General features: G+C 59.2%; 22 protein-coding genes. 13 read left to right on the top strand and 9 right to left on the bottom strand.

Features of this window, described 5'->3' with window-relative positions:
• On the bottom strand, positions 1-366 hold a 366-nt coding region (locus CMI59_RS14645), incomplete at its 3' end, for a 3-hydroxyacyl-CoA dehydrogenase NAD-binding domain-containing protein (RefSeq protein ID WP_293328974.1).
• Positions 367-521: 155 nt separating this feature from the next.
• Here CMI59_RS14645 and CMI59_RS14640 point away from each other — a divergent pair.
• A complete protein-coding gene (locus tag CMI59_RS14640) occupies positions 522-1,493 on the top strand; it encodes an NAD-dependent epimerase/dehydratase family protein (protein ID WP_293328973.1) in 972 nt (323 codons plus the stop codon).
• A gap of 6 nt (positions 1,494-1,499) precedes the next feature.
• On the opposite strand, the gene CMI59_RS14635 is transcribed toward CMI59_RS14640, so the two are convergent.
• On the bottom strand, positions 1,500-1,850 hold the full coding sequence (locus tag CMI59_RS14635) for a hypothetical protein (RefSeq protein WP_293328972.1): 351 nt from the start codon (positions 1,848-1,850) through the stop codon (positions 1,500-1,502).
• A 23-nt stretch (positions 1,851-1,873) separates the two neighbouring features.
• Here CMI59_RS14635 and CMI59_RS14630 point away from each other — a divergent pair, with 23 nt between their 5' ends.
• The 3 genes from CMI59_RS14630 (at position 1,874) to CMI59_RS14620 (ending at position 6,476) form a co-directional block, all read left to right on the top strand.
• Positions 1,874-3,349 carry an undecaprenyl-phosphate glucose phosphotransferase gene (locus CMI59_RS14630; protein ID WP_293328971.1) on the top strand — a complete coding sequence of 492 codons (1,476 nt, stop codon included), beginning with the start codon at positions 1,874-1,876 and terminating at the stop codon, positions 3,347-3,349.
• 71 nt (positions 3,350-3,420) lie between these two features.
• Positions 3,421-4,419, top strand: a complete 999-nt coding sequence (gene galE, locus CMI59_RS14625; protein WP_293328970.1) for a UDP-glucose 4-epimerase GalE — start codon at positions 3,421-3,423, stop codon at positions 4,417-4,419.
• A gap of 113 nt (positions 4,420-4,532) precedes the next feature.
• Entirely contained in the window at positions 4,533-6,476 is a 1,944-nt protein-coding gene (locus CMI59_RS14620; RefSeq protein ID WP_293328969.1) for an acyltransferase family protein, read from the top strand.
• A gap of 80 nt (positions 6,477-6,556) precedes the next feature.
• Here the strand turns inward: CMI59_RS14620 and galU are convergent, their stop codons facing one another.
• From galU to phnC, 6 genes are all read right to left on the bottom strand, one after another.
• Complete coding sequence (galU, locus tag CMI59_RS14615; RefSeq protein ID WP_293328968.1) at positions 6,557-7,447, bottom strand: UTP--glucose-1-phosphate uridylyltransferase GalU; 891 nt, start codon at positions 7,445-7,447, stop codon at positions 6,557-6,559.
• 153 nt (positions 7,448-7,600) lie between these two features.
• Positions 7,601-8,461, bottom strand: coding sequence for a LysR family transcriptional regulator (locus CMI59_RS14610; protein ID WP_293328967.1), 861 nt, complete (start codon positions 8,459-8,461; stop codon positions 7,601-7,603).
• 3 nt (positions 8,462-8,464) lie between these two features.
• Positions 8,465-9,487 (bottom strand): NAD(P)-dependent oxidoreductase, encoded by a 1,023-nt coding sequence (locus CMI59_RS14605; RefSeq protein WP_293328966.1) that lies wholly within the window; start codon positions 9,485-9,487, stop codon positions 8,465-8,467.
• Positions 9,488-9,527: 40 nt separating this feature from the next.
• Positions 9,528-10,343 carry a phosphonate ABC transporter, permease protein PhnE gene (gene phnE, locus CMI59_RS14600; RefSeq protein ID WP_293328965.1) on the bottom strand — a complete coding sequence of 272 codons (816 nt, stop codon included), beginning with the start codon at positions 10,341-10,343 and terminating at the stop codon, positions 9,528-9,530.
• 64 nt (positions 10,344-10,407) lie between these two features.
• Complete coding sequence (phnD, locus tag CMI59_RS14595; RefSeq protein WP_293328976.1) at positions 10,408-11,259, bottom strand: phosphate/phosphite/phosphonate ABC transporter substrate-binding protein; 852 nt, start codon at positions 11,257-11,259, stop codon at positions 10,408-10,410.
• 15 nt (positions 11,260-11,274) lie between these two features.
• A complete protein-coding gene (gene phnC, locus CMI59_RS14590; protein ID WP_293328975.1) occupies positions 11,275-12,063 on the bottom strand; it encodes a phosphonate ABC transporter ATP-binding protein in 789 nt (262 codons plus the stop codon).
• Positions 12,064-12,331: 268 nt separating this feature from the next.
• On the opposite strand from phnC, the gene CMI59_RS14585 reads away from it, so the two are divergent.
• From CMI59_RS14585 to CMI59_RS14550, 8 genes are all read left to right on the top strand, one after another.
• A complete protein-coding gene (locus CMI59_RS14585; RefSeq protein ID WP_293328964.1) occupies positions 12,332-13,762 on the top strand; it encodes a mannose-1-phosphate guanylyltransferase/mannose-6-phosphate isomerase in 1,431 nt (476 codons plus the stop codon).
• Positions 13,763-13,924: 162 nt separating this feature from the next.
• Complete coding sequence (locus CMI59_RS14580; protein ID WP_293328963.1) at positions 13,925-14,461, top strand: hypothetical protein; 537 nt, start codon at positions 13,925-13,927, stop codon at positions 14,459-14,461.
• A gap of 387 nt (positions 14,462-14,848) precedes the next feature.
• Positions 14,849-16,099, top strand: a complete 1,251-nt coding sequence (locus CMI59_RS14575) for a plasmid recombination protein (protein ID WP_293328962.1) — start codon at positions 14,849-14,851, stop codon at positions 16,097-16,099.
• Positions 16,062-17,105 carry a hypothetical protein gene (locus CMI59_RS14570; RefSeq protein ID WP_293328961.1) on the top strand — a complete coding sequence of 348 codons (1,044 nt, stop codon included), beginning with the start codon at positions 16,062-16,064 and terminating at the stop codon, positions 17,103-17,105. The genes CMI59_RS14575 and CMI59_RS14570 overlap by 38 nt, the downstream gene beginning before the upstream one ends.
• 530 nt (positions 17,106-17,635) lie before the next feature.
• On the top strand, positions 17,636-19,084 hold the full coding sequence (locus CMI59_RS14565) for an AAA family ATPase (RefSeq protein WP_293328960.1): 1,449 nt from the start codon (positions 17,636-17,638) through the stop codon (positions 19,082-19,084).
• 271 nt (positions 19,085-19,355) lie between these two features.
• Complete coding sequence (locus tag CMI59_RS14560; protein ID WP_293328959.1) at positions 19,356-20,210, top strand: hypothetical protein; 855 nt, start codon at positions 19,356-19,358, stop codon at positions 20,208-20,210.
• 55 nt (positions 20,211-20,265) lie between these two features.
• Positions 20,266-22,281, top strand: coding sequence for a DUF1302 domain-containing protein (locus CMI59_RS14555; protein ID WP_293328958.1), 2,016 nt, complete (start codon positions 20,266-20,268; stop codon positions 22,279-22,281).
• A 179-nt stretch (positions 22,282-22,460) separates the two neighbouring features.
• A complete protein-coding gene (locus CMI59_RS14550) occupies positions 22,461-22,895 on the top strand; it encodes a hypothetical protein (RefSeq protein WP_293328957.1) in 435 nt (144 codons plus the stop codon).
• Here the strand turns inward: CMI59_RS14550 and CMI59_RS14545 are convergent.
• Positions 22,892-23,773 carry a metal-dependent hydrolase gene (locus CMI59_RS14545; protein WP_293328956.1) on the bottom strand — a complete coding sequence of 294 codons (882 nt, stop codon included), beginning with the start codon at positions 23,771-23,773 and terminating at the stop codon, positions 22,892-22,894. The genes CMI59_RS14550 and CMI59_RS14545 overlap by 4 nt on opposite strands.
• A 188-nt stretch (positions 23,774-23,961) precedes the next feature.
• On the opposite strand from CMI59_RS14545, the gene CMI59_RS14540 reads away from it, so the two are divergent.
• On the top strand, positions 23,962-24,709 hold a 748-nt coding region (locus CMI59_RS14540; protein ID WP_293328955.1), incomplete at its 3' end, for an FAD-dependent oxidoreductase.

Raw genomic sequence — 24,709 nt, 5'->3', positions numbered from 1 at the left:
GGTAGATTTGGTGACGATGACCGTGTAACCGGTCATGGCATGCGCGATTTCCTCAGCAGCGGCATAGACATAGGAAAGGTCCGCATGGCCGTCGCCGCGCCGCGTCGGGGTGCCGACGGCGATAAAGACGGCATCGGCGTCCTTCACGGCTTCCGTAAAGTCGGTGGTGAAGGAGAGGCGGCCCGCGAAGCGGTTGCCGTTAACCAGAACGTCCAGTCCGGGCTCGTAGATCGGAATCTCGCCTTTGTTGAGGGCGTCGATCTTCTCGGCGTTCTTGTCCACGCAAATCACGGTATGGCCGAAATCGGCAAAACAGGCCCCTGACACAAGACCGACATAACCGGATCCAATCATCGCTACACGCATGTTTCTGCCTCGATGCTGCTACTCGAAAGAGATTATCTGTTCATACCGTCTGTGGACTTTCAAATGAAGTGCTGAACGAACCGACTTGCATCCGGTTGCGTTTTTGCATCATCTACGGGCAGGTTAACGTCCCCGGCAATATTTGAGAGGGCCATATGACGATACTGGTGACTGGCGCCGCTGGCTTTATCGGCAGCTATCTTTGCCACTACCTTCTCGATCGCGGGGACGAGGTCATCGGCATCGATGATCTCAATGACTATTACGATCCCAGGCTGAAGGAGGCCCGGCTGGAGCGGCTGCGGCCCCGGAACGGGTTTTCGTTCCTCAAAGGCGATATTTCCAGCACGGAGAGCCTGGCGGAAGCGGTGCAGGGGCGACGGATCGACAAGGTGGCTCATCTCGCCGCACAGGCAGGGGTGCGTTACTCGCTCGAGAATCCCCGAGCCTATGTCCGGTCCAATCTGGACGGTCATCTCGAAATTCTGGAACTGTGCCGTCATCTGGGCACGATCGATCATCTCGTCTATGCCTCGTCCAGTTCCGTCTATGGCGGCAATCAGAAAGTGCCTTTCAGTGAAACAGATTCGGTCGATCATCCGGTGTCGCTTTATGCGGCCACGAAGAAGGCCGATGAGCTGATGAGCCACGCATATGCCCATCTTTACGGCATCCCCCAGACGGGCCTGCGCTTCTTCACCGTCTACGGGCCGTGGGGCCGGCCGGACATGGCTTATTGGCTCTTCACCGAGGCCATGCTGGCGGGCAAGCCGATCCGTGTCTTCAACGATGGCGATATGTGGCGCGACTTCACCTATGTCGACGACATTGTCGCGGGCACGGTCGCCGCGCTCGACCATCCGCCGGGTGGTTCCGGCGCGCCGCACCGCGTTTACAATATCGGACATAACGAGCCGGAGAATCTCGACAAGTTCATCGACATTCTGGAGGATGTTCTGGGCGTCAAGGCGGATCGCCATTATGAGCCGATGCAACCCGGAGACGTGAAGCAGACCTATGCCGATATCGACGCCATCCAGTCGGATCTCGGTTTCACGCCCAAGGTTACGCTGCGCGAGGGGCTGACAGAGTTTGCCGGCTGGTATCGCAGCTATTTCAAGCTCTGAGGTACCTCAGAATAGTGAAACGAATGTTTTTCGCGCGGCTGTTCGTTTCCGTCCCGGATGGTCCGCACAGCTTCCGGTTTCGGGAGAATACCAAATCGTCTCTATATCTGGATCAATCCGGCGTTGACCCACTGCATCTGGGCAGGATTTAGTAGCGAAAATCTTGGTTTCAAAATTCGACGATATATTGCTGCCCGGGCAGGATAGATAATGGTCTTGAATGCCGATGATCAGTGTTCGAACATGATTTCTATCAAGGCCTGAAGAGGACAGATTGCGCCATACTGGCACAGCCTGACTGCGGATCGTCGGCCAGTCCGGGCACCAATATTGCTGATAGGACTGCAGCCTTGTCATGAAGCTGCCCTAGGGGGAATTGGATGAGCAGCGCGGATCGAGCGTCGGGAGAGAGCGGGCCCGGCTTCATCCCGTGGAAGTCGTTCGGCAAGGCCGAAGCGGCCCAGAATTTTATTATCTCAAAAAAAGTGTTCGGCGATCTGACCGCTGTGGCAGATGTGCTCGTCATCATAGCGACGGCCATCAGTGCGAAGTGGATCTACATCGGGACTATTCTGGGGACGCCTGCCGAGATGGAGCCTTATGCCATTATCGGCGTGTTCGCGGCTTTGCTGGCTCAGATTTTTCTGCGCCGCCAATCCGTCTACGAGTTCGACAATCTGCGCTGGTTTAAGGGGCAGGTCCGCCGGATCCTCGTAGCTCTTTCCCTGGCTGCGCTTGTCGTAGTTGCCGTCGGCTATCTGCTGAAGATTTCGGAGACTTATTCCCGAGGCTGGTTCCTGCTCTGGATGGCGATGGCGACAGCGGGTGTCGTGGGCATGCACTATCTTGCGGCCCGTCTTCTGAGGCTCTGGATCTCGCAGGGGCGTTTCGTCCGGAGGGTCGCCCTGTTCGGCGATGCCAAGATCGCCATGCAGATGATCCCCAGACTGGAAGAAACGGATGATGCCGTCGCCGTTGTCGGTGTTTTCGACGAGAGTGCCGGTGCTGTTTCCCAGCAGATTGGCGCGTCCGGTTCGCTCAGCGATCTCATATCTCTTGCCCAGACCATGCCGCTCGACGAGGTGCTGATCGTTATGCCGACGACGACGGGCAGGCATATCACCTCGGTGGTGAAGCAGCTTTCGATTCTGCCGGTGGATCTGCGTTTCTGCCAGAGTGCTGATGTCTTCGATATCCATCCTAAGGGACTTTTGAGTTACGGCGGCGTGCCTGTCATCGAGATGGAGCGCCGCCCGATGGCGGATTGGGGCCCAATCGTTAAGGCGGTCGAGGACCGTGTTCTGAGCGCTGCCTGTCTTCTCGTCTTCAGTCCGCTCATGCTGTTCATTGCCCTGGCGATCAAGCTCGATAGCCGGGGGCCGGTGGTCTTTCGCCAGAAGCGCCACGGTTTCAACCACCGAATTATCACCGTTTACAAATTTCGGACGATGACGGTGATGGAGGATGGCGCGAAGGTCGCTCAGGCCACGAGAGACGACCGGCGTGTGACCCGTATCGGCCGGTTCCTTCGCAAGACAAGCCTGGACGAGTTGCCGCAATTGATGAATGTGCTGAAGGGTGAGATGTCGCTGGTCGGTCCGCGGCCCCATGCCATCGCACATAACGAGTATTATGGCAGCCTGCTCGAGAGCTATGCGCGTCGCCACAAGATGAAGCCGGGCATTACAGGTTGGGCGCAGATCAACGGTTATCGTGGCGAAACGGATACGCCGGAGAAAATGCGCAAGCGTGTTGAACACGACCTTCACTATATCGAGAACTGGTCGCTCTGGTTCGACATCAAGATCCTTATGTTAACGCCATTTTATGGGTTCCTGTCCCGCAATGCGTTCTGAGAAGGAATGCACTGACAACCTTCTCCACTAATACGGGTCATGATGTTGAGTACGATGATGGAGGGACAGGGGTGACGATCCTTGTGACGGGCGGCGCCGGTTATATCGGTAGCCATGCCGTGATCGATTTTCTGCAGGCAGGCGAAGAGGTGGTTGTACTCGACAATCTCTCCACTGGTTTCGACTGGGCGGTGCAGCCCCGGGCGACGCTGGTGACCGGGGATATCGCGGATACCGACCTGCTGGCCCGCCTTTTCTCTGAGCATGAAATCGAGGCGGTGGTGCATTTTGCCGGGTCGGTCGTCGTGCCGGAATCGGTGGAAAACCCGCTCAAATATTATCTGAACAACACAGCCAAATCGCGCGACCTGATCGCGGCCTGCGTTGCGCATGGCGTGAAGCATTTCATTTTTTCGTCTACAGCAGCCGTCTATGGAACTCCGGCCAGCGTGCCTGTCTCTGAGGAAGTTCCGCTGGCACCGGAATCTCCCTATGGACGCTCGAAGCTGATGACCGAATGGATGCTGGCGGACGCGGCGGCGGCACATCCGATGAGTTTCGCCGCGCTACGCTATTTCAATGTGGCGGGCGCGGACCCGGAAGGGCGCACGGGGCAATCGACAGCCAATGCGACGCATCTCATCAAGGTTGCGTGCGAGACCGCGCTCGGTAAACGTGATCATATCGACATCTTCGGGACCGACTATCCGACGCCGGACGGCACTTGTATCCGCGACTACATCCATGTCAGCGATCTGGTCATGGCGCATCGCCGGGCGCTTGATTATCTGCGAGGCGGCGGCGAGAGCCTGATCGCCAATTGCGGCTACGGGCATGGCTTTTCCGTTCGGGAAGTGCTTGCTTCCGTCGAGCGCGCTTCAGGACACAAGCTAAATGTGAGAGAAACGCCCAAGCGGGCGGGGGATGCCGTCGAAGTTGTTGCCAACCCGGCGCTGATCAAAGCGCGGCTCGGCTGGGTTCCGCAAAATGATGATCTCGATCTCATCATTGCTCATGCATTGAAGTGGGAAGAATTCTTGCTGAATTCCAGCCGTCAATTGGGGCGATGAGATGCGGTGAGTAGGCTTTCCTTTTAGACGCCCGCGGGACACTATGTAGGCGTTTTGGTGCCCGAAGAAACGGTGTTTAGGAGCGATATCCTGGATGGGATATTGGGGGGCGAATGGAGTATCGTCGCGAAATTGATGGGTTGCGCGCAGTCGCAGTATTGCCTGTCATTTTCTTTCATGCAGGGTTTTCATTTTTCAGCGGCGGCTATGTCGGCGTTGACGTGTTTTTCGTCATCAGCGGATATCTCATTACCTCTATCATCATCAGAGAATGTGAAGAGGGGCGTTTTTCGATATTGAAATTCTACGAGCGGCGCACTCGCAGAATCCTTCCAGCGCTCTTCACGGTCATTATCTGCTGCATTCCCTTCGCGATGGCGTGGATGATTCCGCAGCAGTTCGAGGACTTTTCAAAGAGCGTTATATCAGTTTGCCTGTTTGCCTCCAATTTCCTGTTCTGGCGTGAGAGCGGGTACTTCGCCCCCAATGTCGATGAAAAGCCGCTCTTGCATACCTGGAGTCTGGCGGTGGAAGAGCAATACTACCTGTTCTTCCCTTTATTCGTCCTTCTAATGTGGCGCTTCGGTAAGAGACCGACCTTCTATGCCATAATAGGCATTTCCCTTGTCAGCCTTCTTATTGCGGACTGGGCGTCGACTGCCCATCCGAAAGCGAATTTCTATCTGCCGCCGGGCCGAGTCTGGGAGCTCTTTGCGGGGTCGCTATGCGCGTTTCATTTCTCGACAAGTGTGAACAGAGGAAATGATTGGGCTGGAGGGTTCGGCCTGTTGCTGATCCTCATTGCCATTTTCTGGTTTGACAGCAAAACGCCTTTTCCATCTTTCTACGCGTTGCTGCCTGTTGTCGGCACCGTTCTGGTCATTCTGTTTGCCGACGAGAGGACTTATGTCGGCAGGTTGCTTGGTCTAAAGCCATTCGTTGGGATCGGGATGATCAGTTACAGCGCATATCTTTGGCACCAACCGATGTTCGCCTTCGCGCGTATCGAAAGCATCGATGCGCCCTCGCCGGTATTGATGTTGTCGTTGGCTGTTATGTCTCTCTTGCTGGCGGTCTTGTCGTGGAAATATGTTGAGCAGCCATTCCGGACGAGGTCGTTTCGTTTGGCCGCTACCAGGAGCAAGATATTTGCGCTTTCGGCGGCCACGTCCGTCCTATTGGTTAGCGTGGGAGCGTGGGGTGGTTTTACAGGCCAGTTTTACGACTTGAAGACGCAACCTATACAAAACGAACTTTTGACCTCGGCGCTCAGTAGTCCTAAGCGTGATACTTGCCATGCTTCGCCACGGCATAATATTCCGCCAGTAAAAGCATGCTCTTTTTTTTCGAAGAACGTGACATGGGCGGTGTTCGGCGATAGTCACGGCGTCGAGCTCGCATATGCTGTGGCGCGAAAGCTCAAGGAATATGATATTGGCGTAAAACAGCTCACGTTTTCCGGTTGTCGACCGACATATGGACAGAGCATTCGCGAAGATCCTTGTGCGGAATGGACGAGTCACGCGATCGACTACCTCGTTCAGCACAAGGAAATCAAAACAGTCGTAATCTCCTACCGTATCAACGCCGCATTGTTTGGGAGTCAGACTGGTGTTTATCCTAGTATTCCTGACAAAAATACTGAGAAGCATCGCAAAGATGTTTGGGGATCATACATTGCTGAGATGAAGGTTCTTCAGAAGGCAGGCAAACGGGTCGTTCTCGTTCTTCAGGCTCCAGAGTTGCCTAAAGATATCCAGTGGATGATCTACAATACCCCCCTTCAAAGTCATCAGTCGGTGGGTGGTGTGCCGCGATCTTGGTGGGATGCCAGAGCCCATTATATGTATGGTCATTTGGATGATATCCCACGCAGTGTGACGGTCATTGATCCCTCGAAACAATTTTGTAATCACGAAGAGTGTTTTGCTGCCCGGAATGGTACGTCGTTCTATTTCGATGACGACCATATGTCCGTAGCTGGTGCGGGGATAGTCGCAGGCAGGATAACCGCTCTGGTTTCTCCGATCGCTTCTCATCTTTCCCGAACGAACTGATCTGTCCAAGGGGGGCATCAGTGTTGCGAGGGGATGTTCGAGCCCCCGCATGCCTCAACACACGGGTGTCGGTTCCCGTGTCAGCGCTTGGCGAAAATTTCCAGTATGGGCCGGAATGCCGGCGCAATGTCGTCGCGATCCAGTGCATAAGCGAGGTTGGCGGCGAGATAGCCGACCTTGTCGCCGCAATCATAGGTCGTGCCCTTGAAGCGATAGGCGAAGAAGTCCTGTTCTTTCAGGAGGGCGATCATGCTGTCGGTGAGCTGGATTTCGCCGCCGGCGCCGGGTTCTTGTTTCTCCAGCTTATCGAAGATTTCCGGTTGCAGGATGTAGCGGCCCGAAATGATGAGGTTAGAGGGCGCGTCTTCCAGTTTCGGCTTCTCGACCATGCCGGTGATGCGGTGCGTGTTTTCGTCGTAGCTCTCGCCGAGTGCCAGAATGCCGTAGCGGTCCACGTGACTTTCCGGAACCTCTTCCGTCGCGACGATGTTTCCGCCACGGGCGTTATAGGTTTCGATCATCTGAGCCAGTGCGCCGGGGCGTCCGTGGATCAGCATGTCGGGAAGCGTCACCGCGAAGGGCTCGTCGCCCACCAGTTCGCGCGCGCACCAGACAGCGTGGCCCAGACCCAGCGGTTCCTGCTGCCGGACGAAGCTTGCGCCGCCCGCGACGGGCCGGCTGCCTTCCAGCATCTCGAATGCCGCCGTCTTGCCCCGTGCCTTCAGCGTCGCTTCAAGTTCGTAGGCCATGTCGAAATGGTCTTCGATGGCGCCTTTGCCGCGTCCCGTTACGAAGACGAAATGTTCGATGCCCGCTTCGATGGCCTCTTCCACCGCATACTGAATGACCGGCTTGTCGACCACGGCCAGCATTTCCTTGGGAATGACCTTGGTCGCGGGAAGAAAGCGGGTGCCGAGCCCGGCGACGGGCAGAACCACTTTGCGGACTTTGCGCGGAGAAGGCGTGTTCATTGCGTGTTTAAACCTGCAGCACTCGAGGTGTGAACGGCCGAATGTTACCCGATCCTGACAGACCGGGCCAAAAGTTTTGGCACTTATAGCGAGGACGGGCAAGAGCCGGTCCCGGCGCAAACTTCGTCATCCAGACCGCAAAACAGAAGATGATTATACCCGATGTGTGAGGAAGTCGACGAAGCCTTCGGTCCGATCGGGCGCCATATCGGAGAGACGCCGGACCGCGTAATAGGTCTTCTCAAGTGTGCGCCCCGACAGGGCCAGGGCGACCAGGCGGCCCGACGAAAGTTCGTCGCGTACAACGCTGGTGCCGACCATAGATATTCCCGCCCCTGCCTTCACCGCTTCCTTGACCGCCGCCGTGCTGCCGAGCGTTTCATCGACTTCAAGATCATTGCCCAGCGACTTCAGCGCAGCGCGCAGGATGCGCCCGGTTCCGGTGCCGCTTTCGCCGCCAATCATGCGTTCGCCGAGCAGTTGGCGGGGCGTGATGCGACCGTTTTTTGCGAGGGGGTGGGAGGGGGCGACGATTGCCACCAGCGGATCCCGGTACCAGGGTGTCGCCATATAGCCGGGCCGGTCGTCCCACCATTCGGTCAGGGCAATGTCGGATCGGCCGTCTTCGACGCGCTCGATTGCTTGTGGATTGCGGCCGATCCAGATGTCCAGCGGGGCCTTGCCACAGGTCTCACGATAGTCCTGCGCCAGCGGTTGAAGAATATAGGTGCCGATATTGCTCGCGGCGGCTATTCGGCAGCTCAGACCGGAGAGCGCCTTGCGCGCGTCAGAGGCCAGCGCCAGCATGCGACGGGCAATCGGGACAAGGGTGTGCCCTTCAAGCGTCGGGCCGCCCGATCCGCCCCGTTCGATCAGCGGCGTGCCCAATTCGTCTTCCAGCGCGCGCAACTGATGAGACAAGGTCGGTTGCGGGCGGCCGAGCCTTGCCGCCGCACCGCCGACGCTGCCGGTGTCGATTACGGCCAGAAATGCTTCCAGATGCTTGAGGTTCATCGCCTAGACCGCCTCTGCCGACGTCGCTGCCTGGCCTATAGCGCCATCGGGTGTCTCGCCGCGGAAAAACTGGGCGAGGTGGTAGGCGGCCGCTTTCGTGATGTCGCGCCGGACCTCATCGACGGCGGAGCCGAGATGCGGTGTAAAGACTGTCCGGTCGGTCGCATCGAGCAGGTCTCTCGGAATGGAGCGCGGGCGGTTGGGAAGACGCCAGTCTTCCATCGCAAATACATCGGCGGCGTACCCGGCGAGCCGGCCGGATTTCAGCGCCTCGCCGATGGCGAGTTCGTCTGCGACCGATCCGCGTGCCGGATTGATCAGATAGGTTCCCGGCTGCATCTTTGCGATGGCATCCCGGTCGATCAGGTGATGCGTTTCCTGAACGAGCGGAAGGGCGAGGATGACGATGCGGCTTTCGCTCAGCAATTCGTCGAGGGAGATGCCCTCAAAGGTACCCCAGGGATCGATCCGGACCCGATCGACCTGCCGGTCATGGAAAATGACATTCGCCTCGCAGGCGAACAATCGCTTTGCTATGGCCCGGCCGAGGCCCCCCATGCCGACGATGCCGACCGGCGTGCCGGCAAGGCCCAGCCCGTAGAAATGTGGTCGCCAACCTTCAAAGTTGCCGGAACGCACATAGCGGTCTGCCGGCAGCATATGACGTGTGAGCGCGATGATCGCACCGAGCGTCAGATCCGCCGTCGGCCCCTGCAGGAGATCCGGCACATGCGCGACGGTGACGTCGCGCCGGACGCAGGCGTCAATGTCGAAATTGTCGTACCCCCGCACAGCGCAGGAGACCGTTTTGAGGTTCGGCATTTCCCGCAGCAGCGCTTCGTCGACCATGTCGGTCATGAAGGCGAGCAGGCCGTCCGCGTCGGCGCCACGTTCGAGGATGTCTTCGCGGGACCAGGGCGTGGTGCGGTCCCGATTGGCGATGCAGACGGCGAACTCCTCGATCTCGGCCAGAATGTCGTCGTGAATCCAGTTGGTGATGACGATTTTCGGTTTGTTCTCAGTCATGTTTTTCCGGGTGCGTTTGGTCGACGGGGAGTTCGCGATATTAGTGGAGTCGTTTGCGCAGCCGCGCACCGACGCCGTCGACGATCGTGACGAGGAGGAGAATGGAGAGCAGCATCGCGGCGACTTCCCGGTACTGCATCAGGCGCAGAGAGGACATCAGCTCAAGGCCGATACCGCCGGCGCCGACCATGCCCATCACGGTGGAGGCGCGGAAATTGTATTCCCAGCGATAGAGCGTCACATCTGCGATCTGCGGAAAGACCTGTGGCAGGATCGCGTGCTGGATAACCTGGAACGGTGAAGCGCCGGCGGCCTGTGCGGCCTCGATCGGACGGTGATCGACATGTTCGATCGCTTCGGCGAAAAACTTCGCCACCATTCCGATCGAGTGAAAACCGAGGGCGAGGACGCCGGGAAGCGGGCCGAAGCCCACGGCGGCCACGAAGACGATGCCCATGATGAGTTCGGGAATGGAGCGCAGCACGTTCAGTAGAAGACGGCTCAGCCGATAGACCGCGATATGGGGCGTGGTGTTGCGGGCGGCGAGAAATCCCAGCGGCAGAGAGAAGATCACGGCAAGGGCGGTGCCAGCGATGCTCATTGCCATCGTGTCGACGAACGGCTTCACCCAGTCCCGCCAGTTCGCGAATTTCGGCGGCATCATATCCATGAACAGAATGCCGATGGCCTCGGGCGCTTCGATCAGCCGGGTCAGGTTCAACATGCCGGTGGTCTGCGCGCTGAGCACGACGAAAAGAGCGATGATGCCGAGAACGATAAGATTTCGACGTCCCTGGCGCGTCTCTTCGCGCAGGATGGCCTCATAGTCGAGGAGGGAGCCGGTGGCCGATGTCATGATGCGTCACTCTCGTTGAAAAGGGTCCGGCGGACCGTTGCGGCCCGCCGGACCGTCAACCCGATCAGAGACCGAGCTTCGCCTGAAGATCGCGGACGACGTCATAGTCGGCGTCGCTCACCGGTGCGAATCCGTCGGCCTTGAAGGCCTTCAACACGTTCTCGTCCTTCATTTCGAGGAAGGTGGCGCGGATCCTTTCCTTGAGTTCCGGTGCGAGGTCGCTGCGCATCGTCCAGGGATATTGCGGGAAAGGCTTGGAGACCTGCAGGACCGTCACCCTGGTTTCATCGATGAGCCCGCGCTTGACGAGGCTCTGGAAGATCGGCTGGCTGAGTCCGCCGGCCTGGGCCTTGCCGTTCTGCACGGCGACGGCGACGGCGTCATGCGCGCCGAGGAAATGTTCCCGGTAGTTCTTTTTCTCGGTAAGGCCGTTAGCCCGCAGGATCGATTTCGGAATGAGGTGGCTCGAGGTCGAGGCGGTGTCGCCCCAGGCGACATCCTTGCCCTCGACCTGGTCGATGGAGGTGACGCCTGCTTCGGTGTTGCCGATAAGGACGGAATGATAGGTCGCGGAGCCGCCCTTGAGGCGGGCTGCGAAGGGCTCGATGTCGCTCTTGGATTTGGCAAGCGTATAGGAGAGCGGGCCGAAATAGCCGAGTTCGAGGCGTCCGAAGCGCATTGCCTCGATCATCGAGGAATAGTCGGTCGTCACGACGAGTTCGACTTTCTTGCCTAGCTTTTCCTCAAGATAGTCCTTCAGGGGCTGGTTCTTCTTGATGATGGTTGCCGCGTCTTCGTCGGGGAGAAGGGCGACGCGGAGCGTGTCCGGATTGGCTTCGGCGGCGTGGGATACGCTGCCGAAGAGAGCGCTTGCGCCAAGAACGAGCGATGCGCAGAAAGTGGCAATCTTCTTCATCATGCTACCTGTTGGTTAGGGCGTGAGTGGGATCGGGTTCCAGCTGGAGTCATCTTCGACCGCGCTTTCGGGGTCCGGATCGCCGGGAGCCCCCTGCCGGTCGTAGATCTGGTCGAGCGCGCCTGCGTCGAGCTGTTGCGGTGTGCCATCGAAGACAATCCCGCCGTCGCGCATGCCGATGACGCGGTCGGCGAATGTGCGGGCGAGGTCGACCTGGTGAAGGCTCACAAGCGCGGTGATGCCGTCCTGCTTGCACACGGTGCGCAGCAAGGTCAGCACGCGATGGGCGGTGGCCGGGTCGAGGCTTGCCACCGGTTCGTCGGCGATCAGGAATTCAGGCCGTTGGGCAAGGGCGCGGGCAATGCCGACACGTTGCTGCTGTCCGCCGCTCAGTTGATCGGCGCGCTTCAGAACGAACTCGCCGAGACCGACGCGTTCGAGGCAGTCCATCGCAAAACGTTTTTCGTCGGCGGGCAGCGGAAGGAGCGAGCGCCAGCTGCTGTAATATCCCAGCCGTCCGGTCAGCGTGTTGGCCAGCGCGGAGATGCGGCCCACGAACTGGTGCTGCTGAAAGATCATGGCCGTCCGGCGGCGATGTGCGCGAAGCGCCGCGCCGGAGAAGACAAGCGGTTTGTCGCCGACAAGCACCTGGCCGTCGCTGGGTTTGACAAGACCGTTGAGCGCTCTCAGAAGAGAGGACTTGCCGGCGCCGGAGGGCCCGAGGAGAACGGAGAAGCTTCCTTCGGTGAAGGACAGCGAGACACCGTCCACAGCAGGGCGGGCAGGGCCGTAACGGACCGAGATATCGACAGTTGAAAGCACCGGGCCACCATTCAGAAAATCAATCAAAAGAGCGTTTTCATTGATTTTCTTATTCCACCCGCTTGTGACGCGGGCATAACGCGGTCTTGATGATTTGATGACGTGGCGGGACATGGCGCCGCTGAACGACGGCGCGTTGCCCCGGAGAGACAGCTCTTAACCTTTGGATGAAATTGCTACTGAAAACATCGGGTTGGCGCGCTAGGATGCGGCTCAATCGACGACACAGTGGCGCTGAACGGGGACGAAGATGATTTATCCGGTAATTCTGTCGGGCGGGGTTGGATCGCGGCTCTGGCCCACATCCCGTGCCCTCTACCCGAAGCAGCTGCTGCCGCTCGTCTCGGAGCGTGCCATGCTGACCGAGACGGCGATCCGCGTGAGTGGGCGGGAAGGCTTTGCCGCCCCCATCATCATTTCAAATGACGAGCACCGCTTCATCATTGCCCAGCAGATGCATGATGCCGGGTTGACGCCGCTTGCCCATATTCTGGAGCCGGAGGGGCGCAATACGGCGCCCGCCGCGGCCGCCGCGGCGGCCTTTGTGCGGGACCACGACCCTGAAGGCATATTGCTGGTCCTGCCGGCGGATCATCACATTGCCGATGTGGAAGCGTTTCAGCGGGCGGTCGGGATCGGCGCCACGCTTGCCGGCCAGGGCAAGCTGGTCACCTTCGGTATCGTGCCGTCGGGGCCGGAAACCGGCTATGGCTATATCCGCAAGGGCGACGCGCTCGCCGACGGCGCTTTCGAGGTGGAGCGGTTTGTGGAGAAGCCCGACCGTGCAACGGCGGAGAGCTACCTAGCCGACGGGAATTATTCCTGGAACTCGGGCATCTTCATGTTCCGGGCGGACCGCATTCTAGAGGAAATGCAGGCGCAATGCCCGGAGATCGCCCGCTGCGCGGAAAGCGCCGTCGAAAAAGGCGCCAGGGATCTGGATTTCCTGCGTCTCGAAGCAGCGTCCTTCTGTGCGTCGCCGTCGGACTCCATCGACTATGCCGTGATGGAGCACACGAAGGATGCCGCCGTGTTGCCGGTCGATATGGGCTGGAGCGATATCGGTTCCTGGTCGGCGCTTTGGGAGGTCGGCGACAAGGACCAGGCGGGCAACGTGCTTTCAGGCGACGTCATCACGCATGATACACGCGATACCTTCGTGCGGGCGGAATCCGGCCTTGTGGCGACGCTGGGTGTGGAAAACCTCGTCGTGGTCGAGACGGGAGACGTGACGCTGGTTGCGTCCCGCGACCGTGTGCAGGATGTGAAGAAGATCGTCGAGAAGCTCGCGCTGGACGGGCGCAGCGAGCATCAGAGCCACACCCGCGTTTACCGTCCCTGGGGCTTTTATGAAGGGCTCGACGAGGGCGACCGGCATCAGGTGAAACATCTGATGGTGCATCCGGGCGCGTCGCTTTCGCTGCAGCTTCATCACAAGCGGGCCGAGCACTGGGTCGTGGTGAAGGGGCAGGCGCGTGTGACCGTCGGGGATGACATCTTCCTCCTCGAAGAAAACGAGTCCACCTACATCCCGATCGAGACCCGGCATCGTCTCGAAAATCCCGGCACGGAACCCTTGAGCATCATCGAGGTGCAGTCAGGTTCCTATCTGGGCGAGGACGACATTGTCCGTTTCGACGACGTCTACGGACGGGATGTGAAGAAGCCCGCGGCGGAGTAGCTATTAAGCTTCCCAACCAATGGGACTGCTCAACCAGCGAGAGCATCCGTTTGGCAGTGCGATCAATCACTGCCTAACTCATTGAGTTAACAAGAAAATCCTTTCTTGCAAAGTTTTTCGTGATGATTCGGGCCTCTTAAACTTCTTAGAGGGTGCCCAGTCATGGCGACGACATATCTCGAGGTGGCCAAACTTCCCGATATTGGTGTGGAGACTGACCCGCTTCCCGCCATTGAGGAAGTGATTGTGCAGGCTGCGGAGGATGGGTTCGTAGTCCATATCAACAAGCGCAAGAACCGCCAGGGGCTTGCGGATGTGCAGTCCAAGATCCGGCGGCTGGTGAAAGATCAACCCTGTCGAATGCGTGGACATCATCCCGAAGTTCATCGCATTTCATTCGGCGTTTACCTCGAAGATGCCCGGGAAGGCCATCTCCTCAGTCTGGGAAGTCGCGATGGGGATCGGCTGCAGTGCTTCGACGCTGAGAACGTCCTCAATCGCTGCCTTCGTTATTCCAGTGTGGTTTGGGACAGAAGGCGTTTGTTCCTTGCATCCAAAACGAGCATTGGACGCGTTGACATGCGAGGTTTGGTTGTACCGATCAGGCCAGGCGCTGACCGGAATCCACGCAATCTTTTCGCAGCCTGCTCGAAGGAGCTCCTAAAGCAAGGGCTGGGCGAGGAATTCTGCGACGACTGATCGAAGGCTCCAAGCAGCGTTCAAGCAGATTCGGGGGTATCTCCAGAGATGGTCCCGATCGATTTTCTCCGGTGGCCTGATCGAGCGATCCGATGCGGCTCGGCCTGTTGGGACACCGGAACCTCAAGACAATCGTCAATGAATAGGCCAGGAGGACCGGTCTGTCGGTATGGCACAGTCCCGAAACTGGACTGTGAACGGTGACCTGTTCAACGAATCGAACAAATAGCGCGCTGACATGCCGGCATCGTGCTTCCGTAAAGGCTGTCTGGTTACGCTACGCGTCTCTTTCTGGAGGCTGATCGACAAATCGCTCACATTTTTTTCTCCTTTCTTGCAAACCGCGGCCGGATTCTCCCGGAAGGCAACCCCCGATAGGAGAAAACGATGACACTCAAACCCGTATTTAGTGCGGATAAACTGCACGGTGCAGCAGAGCTGCGGAACAGCCACGCGTTGAAGGGCTCGCGTGATCACCACGAGATGCCTCCGTGGAGCGATCTATCGCAAGGCTTCATTGTCAGCGCTGAGGGATACTCGAGTACGCCGGATGAGCTCTTCCTGACCCTTTTGAGGATGATCCTGAGGAAGGGGCTGAAACTTACATCGGTTTCCGTGGTGGCTCTGGCATTCGTCATCTCCGGCTCGCCGGGCGCATTCGGTGACCCCCTGGCTGAAAAGGTTGAAGACCGGCTGAGGCCAGAAAAGATCCGGGAGTTTTCAGGACTCGTCCTGGAGTGGCTCCGCAACAAGTGGGGGGACCGGCTGGTCGCGGTCGAGGAGCATGCGGATGAACAGAATTATCACATCCATGCGCTTGTCGTGCCTATCACGGAAGACGGGCGCCTATGCGCGGCGGAAATTATGACCCCCGAATTTCTGAAAGCATGTCATACCGAAATCGCCGAAGTGCTTGCATGCATGGGGTTTCAGCGGGCGCGGGAAGGGGGTGGACGGCGGGCGACGCCCCCCACGGCCTACTACAAAGCCATGAATGCTCCGATGCCGGTTGTGAGCCTGGTGCCGACGCCACCGCTCGGTGACCGCTCCGAACTTGAACACTGGGTGCGTGAACAAAACCGGTCGCGTCGGCCCGTCGCGCTTGCGCTGGAATATGCCGCCCAGCGAGCGAAGAAAATGGAGCGGGTCCAGCGAAACCCGATTTGTATGGACGCGCGGCCGACAGCGTTACCCAATGATTTGCGGGAATATACGCGGGACGAGTTCGAGAAGCGGTTGGCACTCATCGAGCGCTGGCACCTTGTCCGGCGTCAGCTGCGCGGACAGCTCTCTACGGAGCAACATTCGTTCAATTATGTCTGTTACAGCTTCGATCAGGAGTTCCAGACCGAGCTGCGACCCGACCAAATCGTATCGATTGTGCGCGCCCTGTTGGAGTTGATGCAGCCGGAAGAAGAGGATCACCCATATCCGTTTCGCAGCAGGCTTTCCGACATCATCGAGGAGCTCAAGCGTGAGAAGGATCAGGATCCGCGAGATATTCCGTGGGATCCGGCAGAAGAGGAAATGCGGGATGCCGCATTTGCGACAGAGCCCAAAGGGCGCTCCAAAACGCGCCGTATCGATGACGAGGCGGAAAATGATTATGACGCCGGGCTTCCCGGATTGGGCCGTTAATCTAAAGGTTGAAGGAGAATATCCGATGCAGGTGACCGCATATGATCAGTGGACGTCCTATCGTACTTCACATCAGATTTCGGAGTGCCCGGTATGGACCTTTCATGCGCAGGATGACGCCAGACGCGCGCGATATTTGGTTCGTGAAGGAAAAACCGAATTGATCAAGGAGCTGGCGCCTATTACGGACCTCATTGACCGCATTATGGCCGCTCACGCGGTCAAATTGACTCCTCGTAAAGTCATTGCGACCGGATGCGAAATCAGGATGGAGAAATCTGACGGTGGCGGGAGGCCGGTTCAGAATTTGGATGATGAGATCAAGGATATCATACGATCCATCTACCGGATTTTCGATGAGGCGGATGGAGTGATTCCAGTCGGCGCTTCTGTTGCTCTCTCGCCACGCGATCTCCGGTTCGCGATTCTGAGCGTTCCGATCGCAGGGTCCGGCGACCTTGCCGCATCCAGAGTATTTTCCAGAGAGAACAAGGCGCGGATTCTCGGGAAGCTGGCCTTGCAATTGCGGCGTCATGGTATTTCTCTCGAACGCAAATGGTATGCCCCTGACCACGCAGAGGTCGCGGACTTCAGGGCAACGCAGTATCTGCCGGTATGCAAGTTTCCGGGAATCGTGTGTCCGGATGAGCCTTTTACCAGTGAGGAGGCGGCATGTGCATGGGCGAGAAGCCAGAATGAGAGATTGATCGAGGCAAACCGCATTCTGGGTGATCAGGGACGCTACGGAGACTTGCTTGCATCGCAGCTTCGTCCGGAAGTTCGGCCAGGGCCCGATTTTGAATCAAAACGCCTTTGCGATTCTGATCGTTTCAACGATTTGATTCGTTGGATGAGCGAGTTCGAGACGTATAGAGTCGCTGCCCGCGATATGTTGGTCGCAGCAGGTGTTTCCCGGAATGACCCTACCCTCGACCGGCAGGCGGAAGCGTTGATTTCCGAGATACTCGATTTCGTCGAAAGTGAAATCCAGGAAGAAGCGGATTAACACATTCCGTTCACAGAAAATATCTGGGGAGGGGTGTCCCATCTGCCACGCCGATTGTAAAGCGGGATACTTTCTCGTTTTACTGTATGAGGCCCCCGAAGAAATGCAGAAATGCTGCGCGGTGCGATCTAGCTGGGTTTAGTGAATGAGCGCTTCCTAGCGGCAGCACTTGAGAGTGATGAGAGCGAGCGGCTTCTTGTCGATGGCGTTCTGGATGCGTTGCTGTCTTGACGGGTGGGGATACGAGCGATGCGCAATAGAGCTGTGAATGTGTTCTGACACTACCCCTTGTTGAATATCCAAAGCGCGGATCCCATTAAAACAGAGGGTCTTGACACCAGCGGGGCAGAGGCGTAGATCGCTGCTTCGTTTTTGAGAGGGAATCCGAATGGTATCGAACAATTGCACCGGAGCAGACCTGTGTGTGTCGCAAGACATATGCAGCGATCGCGTGACTTGATACCTGACGGAGCCCGTGTGCCGCTGAGCCCGCCGTCAGGTGGGCTTTTTTGTTTTGCGGAGACGGGAAGATGTCTCACTCTTTTCTGGAATTATGGCGCCATTACGAGCTGAAGGACTATCGCCTGAGCGTTCGCGTCGGGCCGTTTGTTCATCGTCTCGTGCGCGAAATCTACAAGGATCGCCGGCGCCGGGACCTGCCTGTGTCTGCGCGCGAGAGCAGACTGCTCGAACGTTTGCAGGATCCCGCATATCGTGTTGAGCATTCGATCTATGCGCTGAAGCTGGCGGTCTCCTTGCGCCGCCTCAGCGATCACGGGCGTGTGGCGCATGACGACATCGTGATGTCCCTGATCTTCGTTGCCGCGCGCTTGCGCAGTGCGATCGCGCGCCTTGAGCTTGGTGCCCGGTTGCGCGAGCGCATGGAAGATGAGGATGTGTCCGCAGAAGAGGTGGAACGGCTGCGGCGTCTCGCGGAGCAATGGGAAAGCGGCGTGCAGGACTATCTGTTCGGCCATGCCGATCTGCAGCGCGAGCTTGAAATGCTCAATGACGATTCCGAGGGCAAAGACGAGACCGACGACGAGCCGGTTCAGCCCTGGCGGGACGAGCGGGGGATCATGGTCCGGGATGGTCGGCCCTTTCTGCAGGTGCTGGATTCGGTCGGTGAGGGACATGGCCATGAAGGCAAGAAGGTCGCCGAGCGCTACCAGGCATTGCTTCGGCCGCTTCCACTGGCGGGATTTGCCAGCTCGATCGAGCTTCTGGACCTGGCGCTCAAGAGCGAGTTCCCATGGTTCGAGGAGCTGATCGATGCGGTTTGCGGTACGCTCCGATTAAGGTCGATGGCGGGTGAACCCTGGTTTCGTCTGTCGCCGATCCTGATCGTCGGGCCCCCGGGCTGCGGGAAGTCGCGATTTGCCCAGCGTTTGGGCGATCTGAGCGGGGCTGGCTCGGCTCTCGTGTCGGTTGCCGGGGCATCGGATAATCGAATGCTCGCCGGTACGGCGCGGGGATACGCAACGGCTCAGCCGAGTTTTCCGCTGATTGCCATCGAGAGACATCGGACCGCGAACCCCGTGCTGGTTGTCGACGAGATCGAGAAGGCAGGGGGCAGCGCCCGGAACGGGCACGTGCAGGCGACGCTCCTCAACTTCCTGGAACCGGGGACCGCCCAGAGCTATTTCGACGAATGCCTGCTTGGTCAGGCGCGTCTTGCCCAGGTTTCCTGGATCGCGCTGGCGAACTCGCTCGATCATATTTCGGAGCCTTTGCTCAACCGCTTCGAGGTATTTCGGGTCGGGGGGCCGAAGCCGGATCACTTCGAGTCGGTGATCGCATCCCTCCGGCGCGATATCGCAATGGATCTCGGTCTGGAGCCCGATCTCTTGCCGGCATTTTCTGCCAGGGAAAGGCGCCTCTACCGCGAGGCCTTCGAAAAGGGCGTATCGGTTCGCAAATTGCGATCGGTCATGTTGAGCTCCTTCCGGGTCGGACCTCGCCGGCCACCGCTACAATAACGGCTCTCGCGGTCGCAAGATCGCGAGAGTCCTTTTTGTCCGCCTTTGTGGGAGGTCGTTAGAGCCCCATTCTTTTGGGTGGCCTGACGCCTACAGGCTGGACCATCAACGCGCCGTCCCTTCCGGTGTCCAGCTCCGGCGACATTGTTTGGGGACGCGGTCCGGCCATGCTGCACTGCGACATTCCGACGCATCACAATTCCGAACAAAAGCCGACGCATCGCCTCTCCTTTTTGGACCTACCATTTTGTCAGTAGGGGAGGAGGAACCCATGAAGCATTTTGCAGGTCTTATCATAAGCGCTGCTCTTCTCGGCGGGTGTACGGCAAGCGGTACGCCGAGTGTGTCGAGCCAGCCCGCGGGGAGCGCGGCGCCCGACAGCATTCAGCTCGGCGTAACAGGCGATGGCGGTGTGCTTGCCTCGACCGCCGGGGATGTCTTAACGCCATTGCTTGGCGATGGCGGAGCATTGGGGAATTTGCTTGGCGGCGGCGAGAGCGGCGTTCTCGGGGGCGTTGCGGCCGATGCACCGGCCTCACCCCTGGCAGGTGCCTTGCCGGCCGATCAGCTGGCGGGAGCGGTGGGATCAGCGCCCGCGCTTGGCGTCAGCGGCGCCGGGGGTCTGGGCGAGGATCTGTTGGGCTATGACGCCGTTGGCGGGCTCATCGGAACCGAAGGCGGGCTCGTGCCCGTTCTTCTGTCGGGCGGCAGCGACGCTCCGTTGGGCGGCGCAGTGCCGGCGGGTGCGGCTCCGCTCGGGCCCGTGGGCGATGGTCTTGAAACGCTTGTCACCAGCCTTGGCGCCTCGAGCCGGGACAATAACCTCAGCGGCCTGTCGCCTATCCTGACGCCCGTTCTGTTTCAGCTTGCCGGGGCTTCGGACAATGAAGGCGGCGGACCGTTCGGCCTGCCGATCCCGCTGCCCGATACCGCAATCATCGTCGATCCGTTGGCGCCGGTTCTCATTCCGGTGACGGACGCGGTCTTCGATGTGGCGGGGACGCGGCTGCCGACGGGGCAGACGGTGGGCGAGCTCGTCAACACCGGTGCCACAGGGGCGGGCATTGTCGACAATCTTGTGCCGCTGACGCTTGTCACGCAACCGCTCGCGGATGCACTGCCTTAGGGAGGGGCCGTGCGGTCCGTTTTACTTTTACATTCAGGGGAACAAGGGAACGAATATGATCAAGGGGAGGATCAGCCGGACGCTTGCGTTATTGCTGGTGTCGGGAGGGGGCGCCTTCGCTGCAGGGACGGCGCAGGCGGCTCAGATGGAAATCGGCGAGGTGGATTTCAATTTCTCCACCACGCTTTCCGCCGCGGCCAGCGTTCGTACCGGTGCGCAGGACTGCCGCTATATCTCGATTTACAATGGCGGCTGCCTGGGCGCGGCAGGGACGGATTACAGCGTCAACTCCGATGACGGTAATATCAACGTCAAGCAATGGGAGCCGATCTCGACACCTGTCAAAGGCATTTCCGAGGTCGAAGCGCGGTGGCGTAATTACGGCGCCTTCGTACGCGGCAAGGCGTATTACGACTATTATGGCGATCGCTATCTGGGGACCGGCGGCGGCCGGTTCGGGCCTGTGAATGCGCCGACGGATCAGCGTCGTCCGTTGTCGGACGATTTAAGAGGCGATCAGGCCGCCCTTCTTCAGGCCCGCGGGGCTGAACTGCTCGACGCTTTTGTCTATGGCAATTTCGACGTTCTCGATCAGCCCCTGACCGTTCGTCTGGGGCGGCAGGTCGTGAACTGGGGCGAGAGCCTTCTTCTGCCGGGTGGTGTGTCCTCCTATCTGCCGTTCTATGTGGCGGCGCTTACCAAGCCGGGGCTGGAGCTCAAGGAGCTTTACCGGCCGCAACTCAGCGCCTATGCGAGCCTTGGATTGCCCGCGGGTTTCACTTTCGAGGCCATGTATATCGCGGACTGGACGCGCTCTCGCCTCCCGGCCTGCGGCAGCTTTTTCTCGCCCGATGACAGCCTCGTGGACGGGTGTGCCTACGCGCTGGCGGGCGGTGAGGTTTATACGCGCTCCAACGGAACCACCTATGCGCCGTCGACGACCATAGAGCGTATCGCCTCTCAGGAACCACCCAAGCAGGGGCAGTACGGCTTTGCACTGCGCTATTATGCGGACTGGCTCAATCAGGGAACCGAGCTGGCAGGGTACTTCACCAACTTCCATTCCAATCTGCCCATCGGGACGACGACGGCCTCCTATCCTGCCTCGACCAATCCTGCCTATATCGCGGCGCGGGCGTTCTGTCCGCCCGGTCAGGGCACGCTCAAAGGATCTGGATGTACGGCCGCCTCTCCGGCGACAGATGATAACGGCAATCCGATCACCTATGGTCAGGCCATTTTTGCGCTGTCGGCGGGCGACAATAAGAAACTGCTGGCGCAGTATCCGGCCGATATCAAGATGTTCGGAACGAGCTTCAACACCACGGTCAACCTCCTGAACGGGACCGCGGTGTCCGGTGAGCTTGCCTACTATCCGAACATGCCTTTCCAGGTCGATCCCAACGAGATTCAGGCGGTCGATGCAGTGAATTTCGGCTACTCACCGGCGCCGGGGGACGAGCCTTACTATACGGGGCCGCCAGCCGCGCCGGGTGATGTCATTCAGGGCTATCGCCGGACCGATGCACTTCACGGGCAGGTCTATACGCTCTCGACACTGACGACCTCCAACCCGGTGACCTCGTTCTTCGATTCTGATCTGTTGATCCTGATCGGCAATGCGGGGTTCCAGTGGGTGCCGGATGCCGGCTCCTACCACCTGGCCATCCCGCGCTCCGGCGAGACGGCTTATAACCCGGGCATCGCGGCGACCTTTGGCGACAAATGTCAGCTCAAATCGAGCGGGGCCTGCTCCATACCTATCCAGTATGCGAGCCAGTTCTCCTGGGGTTACAGGCTGATCGGCGTCCTTCAGTACAACAATGCGTTCGGGACACCCTGGACGCTGTCGCCCAGGCTTGTCTGGAGCCATGACGTCTCGGGTTATTCGGCCGGACCCATCGGCCCCGGTTTCGTCGAAGGTAAAATATCGACCACGCTCGGCGTGACCGCGGACTACCAGTCCAGTTACAAGGTCGGGCTCGATTACACCATGAACTTTGGCAATTCCTATCGAAACAGCAGCAATGACAAGGATTTCATGAGTTTCTCGGCGTCCTACACCTTCTAGGATTGGACGCTGTCTAAACCGAATATGGGGTGTCGTCCTCCCGGTTGAGCCCCATACCGCTCCCCGCAAGACTTCGCAGCTTCGCCTTCTTAGCTGCGGCCGTCTTGCGGGGAGTTTTCATTTAGACCGCTCGTTGTCATCCGACTCTCTGTGCCCAAATCCGGGAAAACCGAGAGCGAATGATCACAAAATTTCACACCCTGATGCCAGGCCGAACGGCAACATGGCCGGAGGCGAATGAGCCGTGTGACCAGTTTAGTGTTTGGGAGGTCGAGGTCGGTATGCGCAAGCGAACAGCTCTTCTTTTGCCATTGCTTCTGACGCTGGCAGCATGTGGAGAGCCGTCGGAAAAGGATTTGCAGTCGGCGGTGAAGGAAGACCTTCACACTCGCGCCCTGGCCGCGGGCAGCACGTCGCAGGCCGTGGATGATTTGATGGATGTTCGGGTCGCCAAACATGAATGCCATCCGTTCGAGGATGGCTATCTATGTTCGTTCACACTGAAAATGAGGACGCCCCTTTTCTCGACGCGGCCGGTCGAGGCGGAACGCTATTTCAAGCGCAAGAGCTGGTTCGGTGGGTGGCGCCTGGAGGGTGGGGACGCGGTCAGTTAGGCCGCCGCCGCAGCGTCGCCTTCTGCGTCGAGCTTCTCGCCCTGGGCGATTTTCCAGCGCTCCACCAGTTCGCGATTGTCGTGATCCCAGGGGTGGAAGCCGGGGCGGAACCAGTCGAGATACTCGCCGAGCGATTTGCGGATATGGCCGGGCTTGCCGAACATGTACCAGACCCAGCGGCCCCAGGCGCGCGGGCTCCATTGCAGCCCGTCGGCGCGCAGCAGGAGCCACATATTCACGACGAGCCCGATATTGAAGAACAAGGTGGTCATGAGGATGGCGCGGACGCGGTTGATGTAGAAGCCGACCGGCGAACTCACCGCCTTCAGCGTGTCGAAGGCGACGGCCTTGTGTTCGGTTTCTTCCACGGCGTGCCACATCCAGAGTTCGTAATCCTCCGGCTTGGCCTTTTCCGCCATATCCGTGTCGCGCAGCAGCTGGTTGGCCAGCATCGCGGTGAAATGCTCCAGCGCGCAGGTCTGGCCGAGTTGCCATTTGAGCGGCAGCCGGCGGCGCGCAATCTTGAGGCCGAACTCGGTAAGGCCCTCGAGCTTGTCCATGGGGTAGCCCTGCGCCTGGATGCGCTCGTTGTAGAGCTTGTGTTCGCGCGAATGGACAGCTTCCTGCCCGACAAAGGCTGATATCTCTTTCAGGAGCTTCGGGTCGGTGATCTTGTCTTTCTGAGCGCGCACGCTGTCGCAGAAAAAGCGTTCGCCATCCGGAAACATGCTGGAGAGCGCATTGTAATGCGCGGTGATGACCGGATCGCCGCCATACCAGTGGCGGTCTTCGCCGCTGGCGAACTGCCGGTTCCTGACCTTGAAGTCCAGCTTGCTGCCGCTCTGGAGGGCAGGAGTGTCGTTCAGTGCAGTGTCCATGGTCTTCAGCCGCTCCGCGTTCGAGGGTTTGCGCCGGTGACGCAACGTCTGCCTACATCTTTGTAATCAGGGGCTATTCTTCAAGGGCGGGTACAAAACTCGACATTTCAAGGGATGTGCCCGCCATCTCGTGCTGCGCGAGGAAATCGGCTAATCCTGATCCTTCCGGCATTCCGGGGACGGGTTTTGTGACCGAGATTTATGAGATCGATACGGCGGTGATCGGCGCAGGCGCGGTGGGGCTCGCCTGTGCCCGCGCACTAGCCATGACGGGCCGTGAGGTGGTCGTGCTCGAACGCGCGGGCGCGATCGGCACGGAGACCTCCTCGCGCAACAGCGAAGTCATTCATGCGGGGATCTACTATCCGACCGGGAGCCTGAAAGCGCGCGCCTGCGTGAAGGGGCGGCACCTCCTCTATGCCTATCTGGAGGCGCACAGGCTGCCCTATCGCCAATGCGGCAAGTTTATCGTCGCGACCGACGAGGCGCAGGCCGATGCCCTGTCGGGGATCGCGGCCCGGGCGCGCGAGAACGGCGTGGAGGGGATCGAGGAAATCGACGCACGCAGCGCCCGGCAGGCCGAGCCGCAGCTTTCCTGTTTGGCGGCACTACATTCGCCGGTGACGGGCATTCTGGATTCCCACGCCTACATGCTGAGCCTGCAGGGAGAGTTTGAAGATCTTGGCGGCGCGATAGCGTTTCACGCCGAGGTGGAGCGTGTCGAAGCGGGCACGGCGGGGGGTGACGTTCATGTCGGCGGCGATGCACCCATGAGGCTTCGCGCGCGCGAGGTCGTGAATGCGGCGGGGCTTCATGCGCCTGAGCTTGCTCGCCGGATTGAAGGTCTCGATCCCGGCTTCGTGCCGGAGGCGCATTTTGCCAAGGGCAATTACTTCGCGCTGCCGGGCCGGGCGCCCTTTTCGCGGCTCGTCTATC

The sequence above is a fragment of the Parvibaculum sp. genome, from assembly GCF_002684405.1.
GTDB lineage: Bacteria > Pseudomonadota > Alphaproteobacteria > Parvibaculales > Parvibaculaceae > Parvibaculum.
This window is presented reverse-complemented; position numbering and strand designations above follow the sequence as displayed.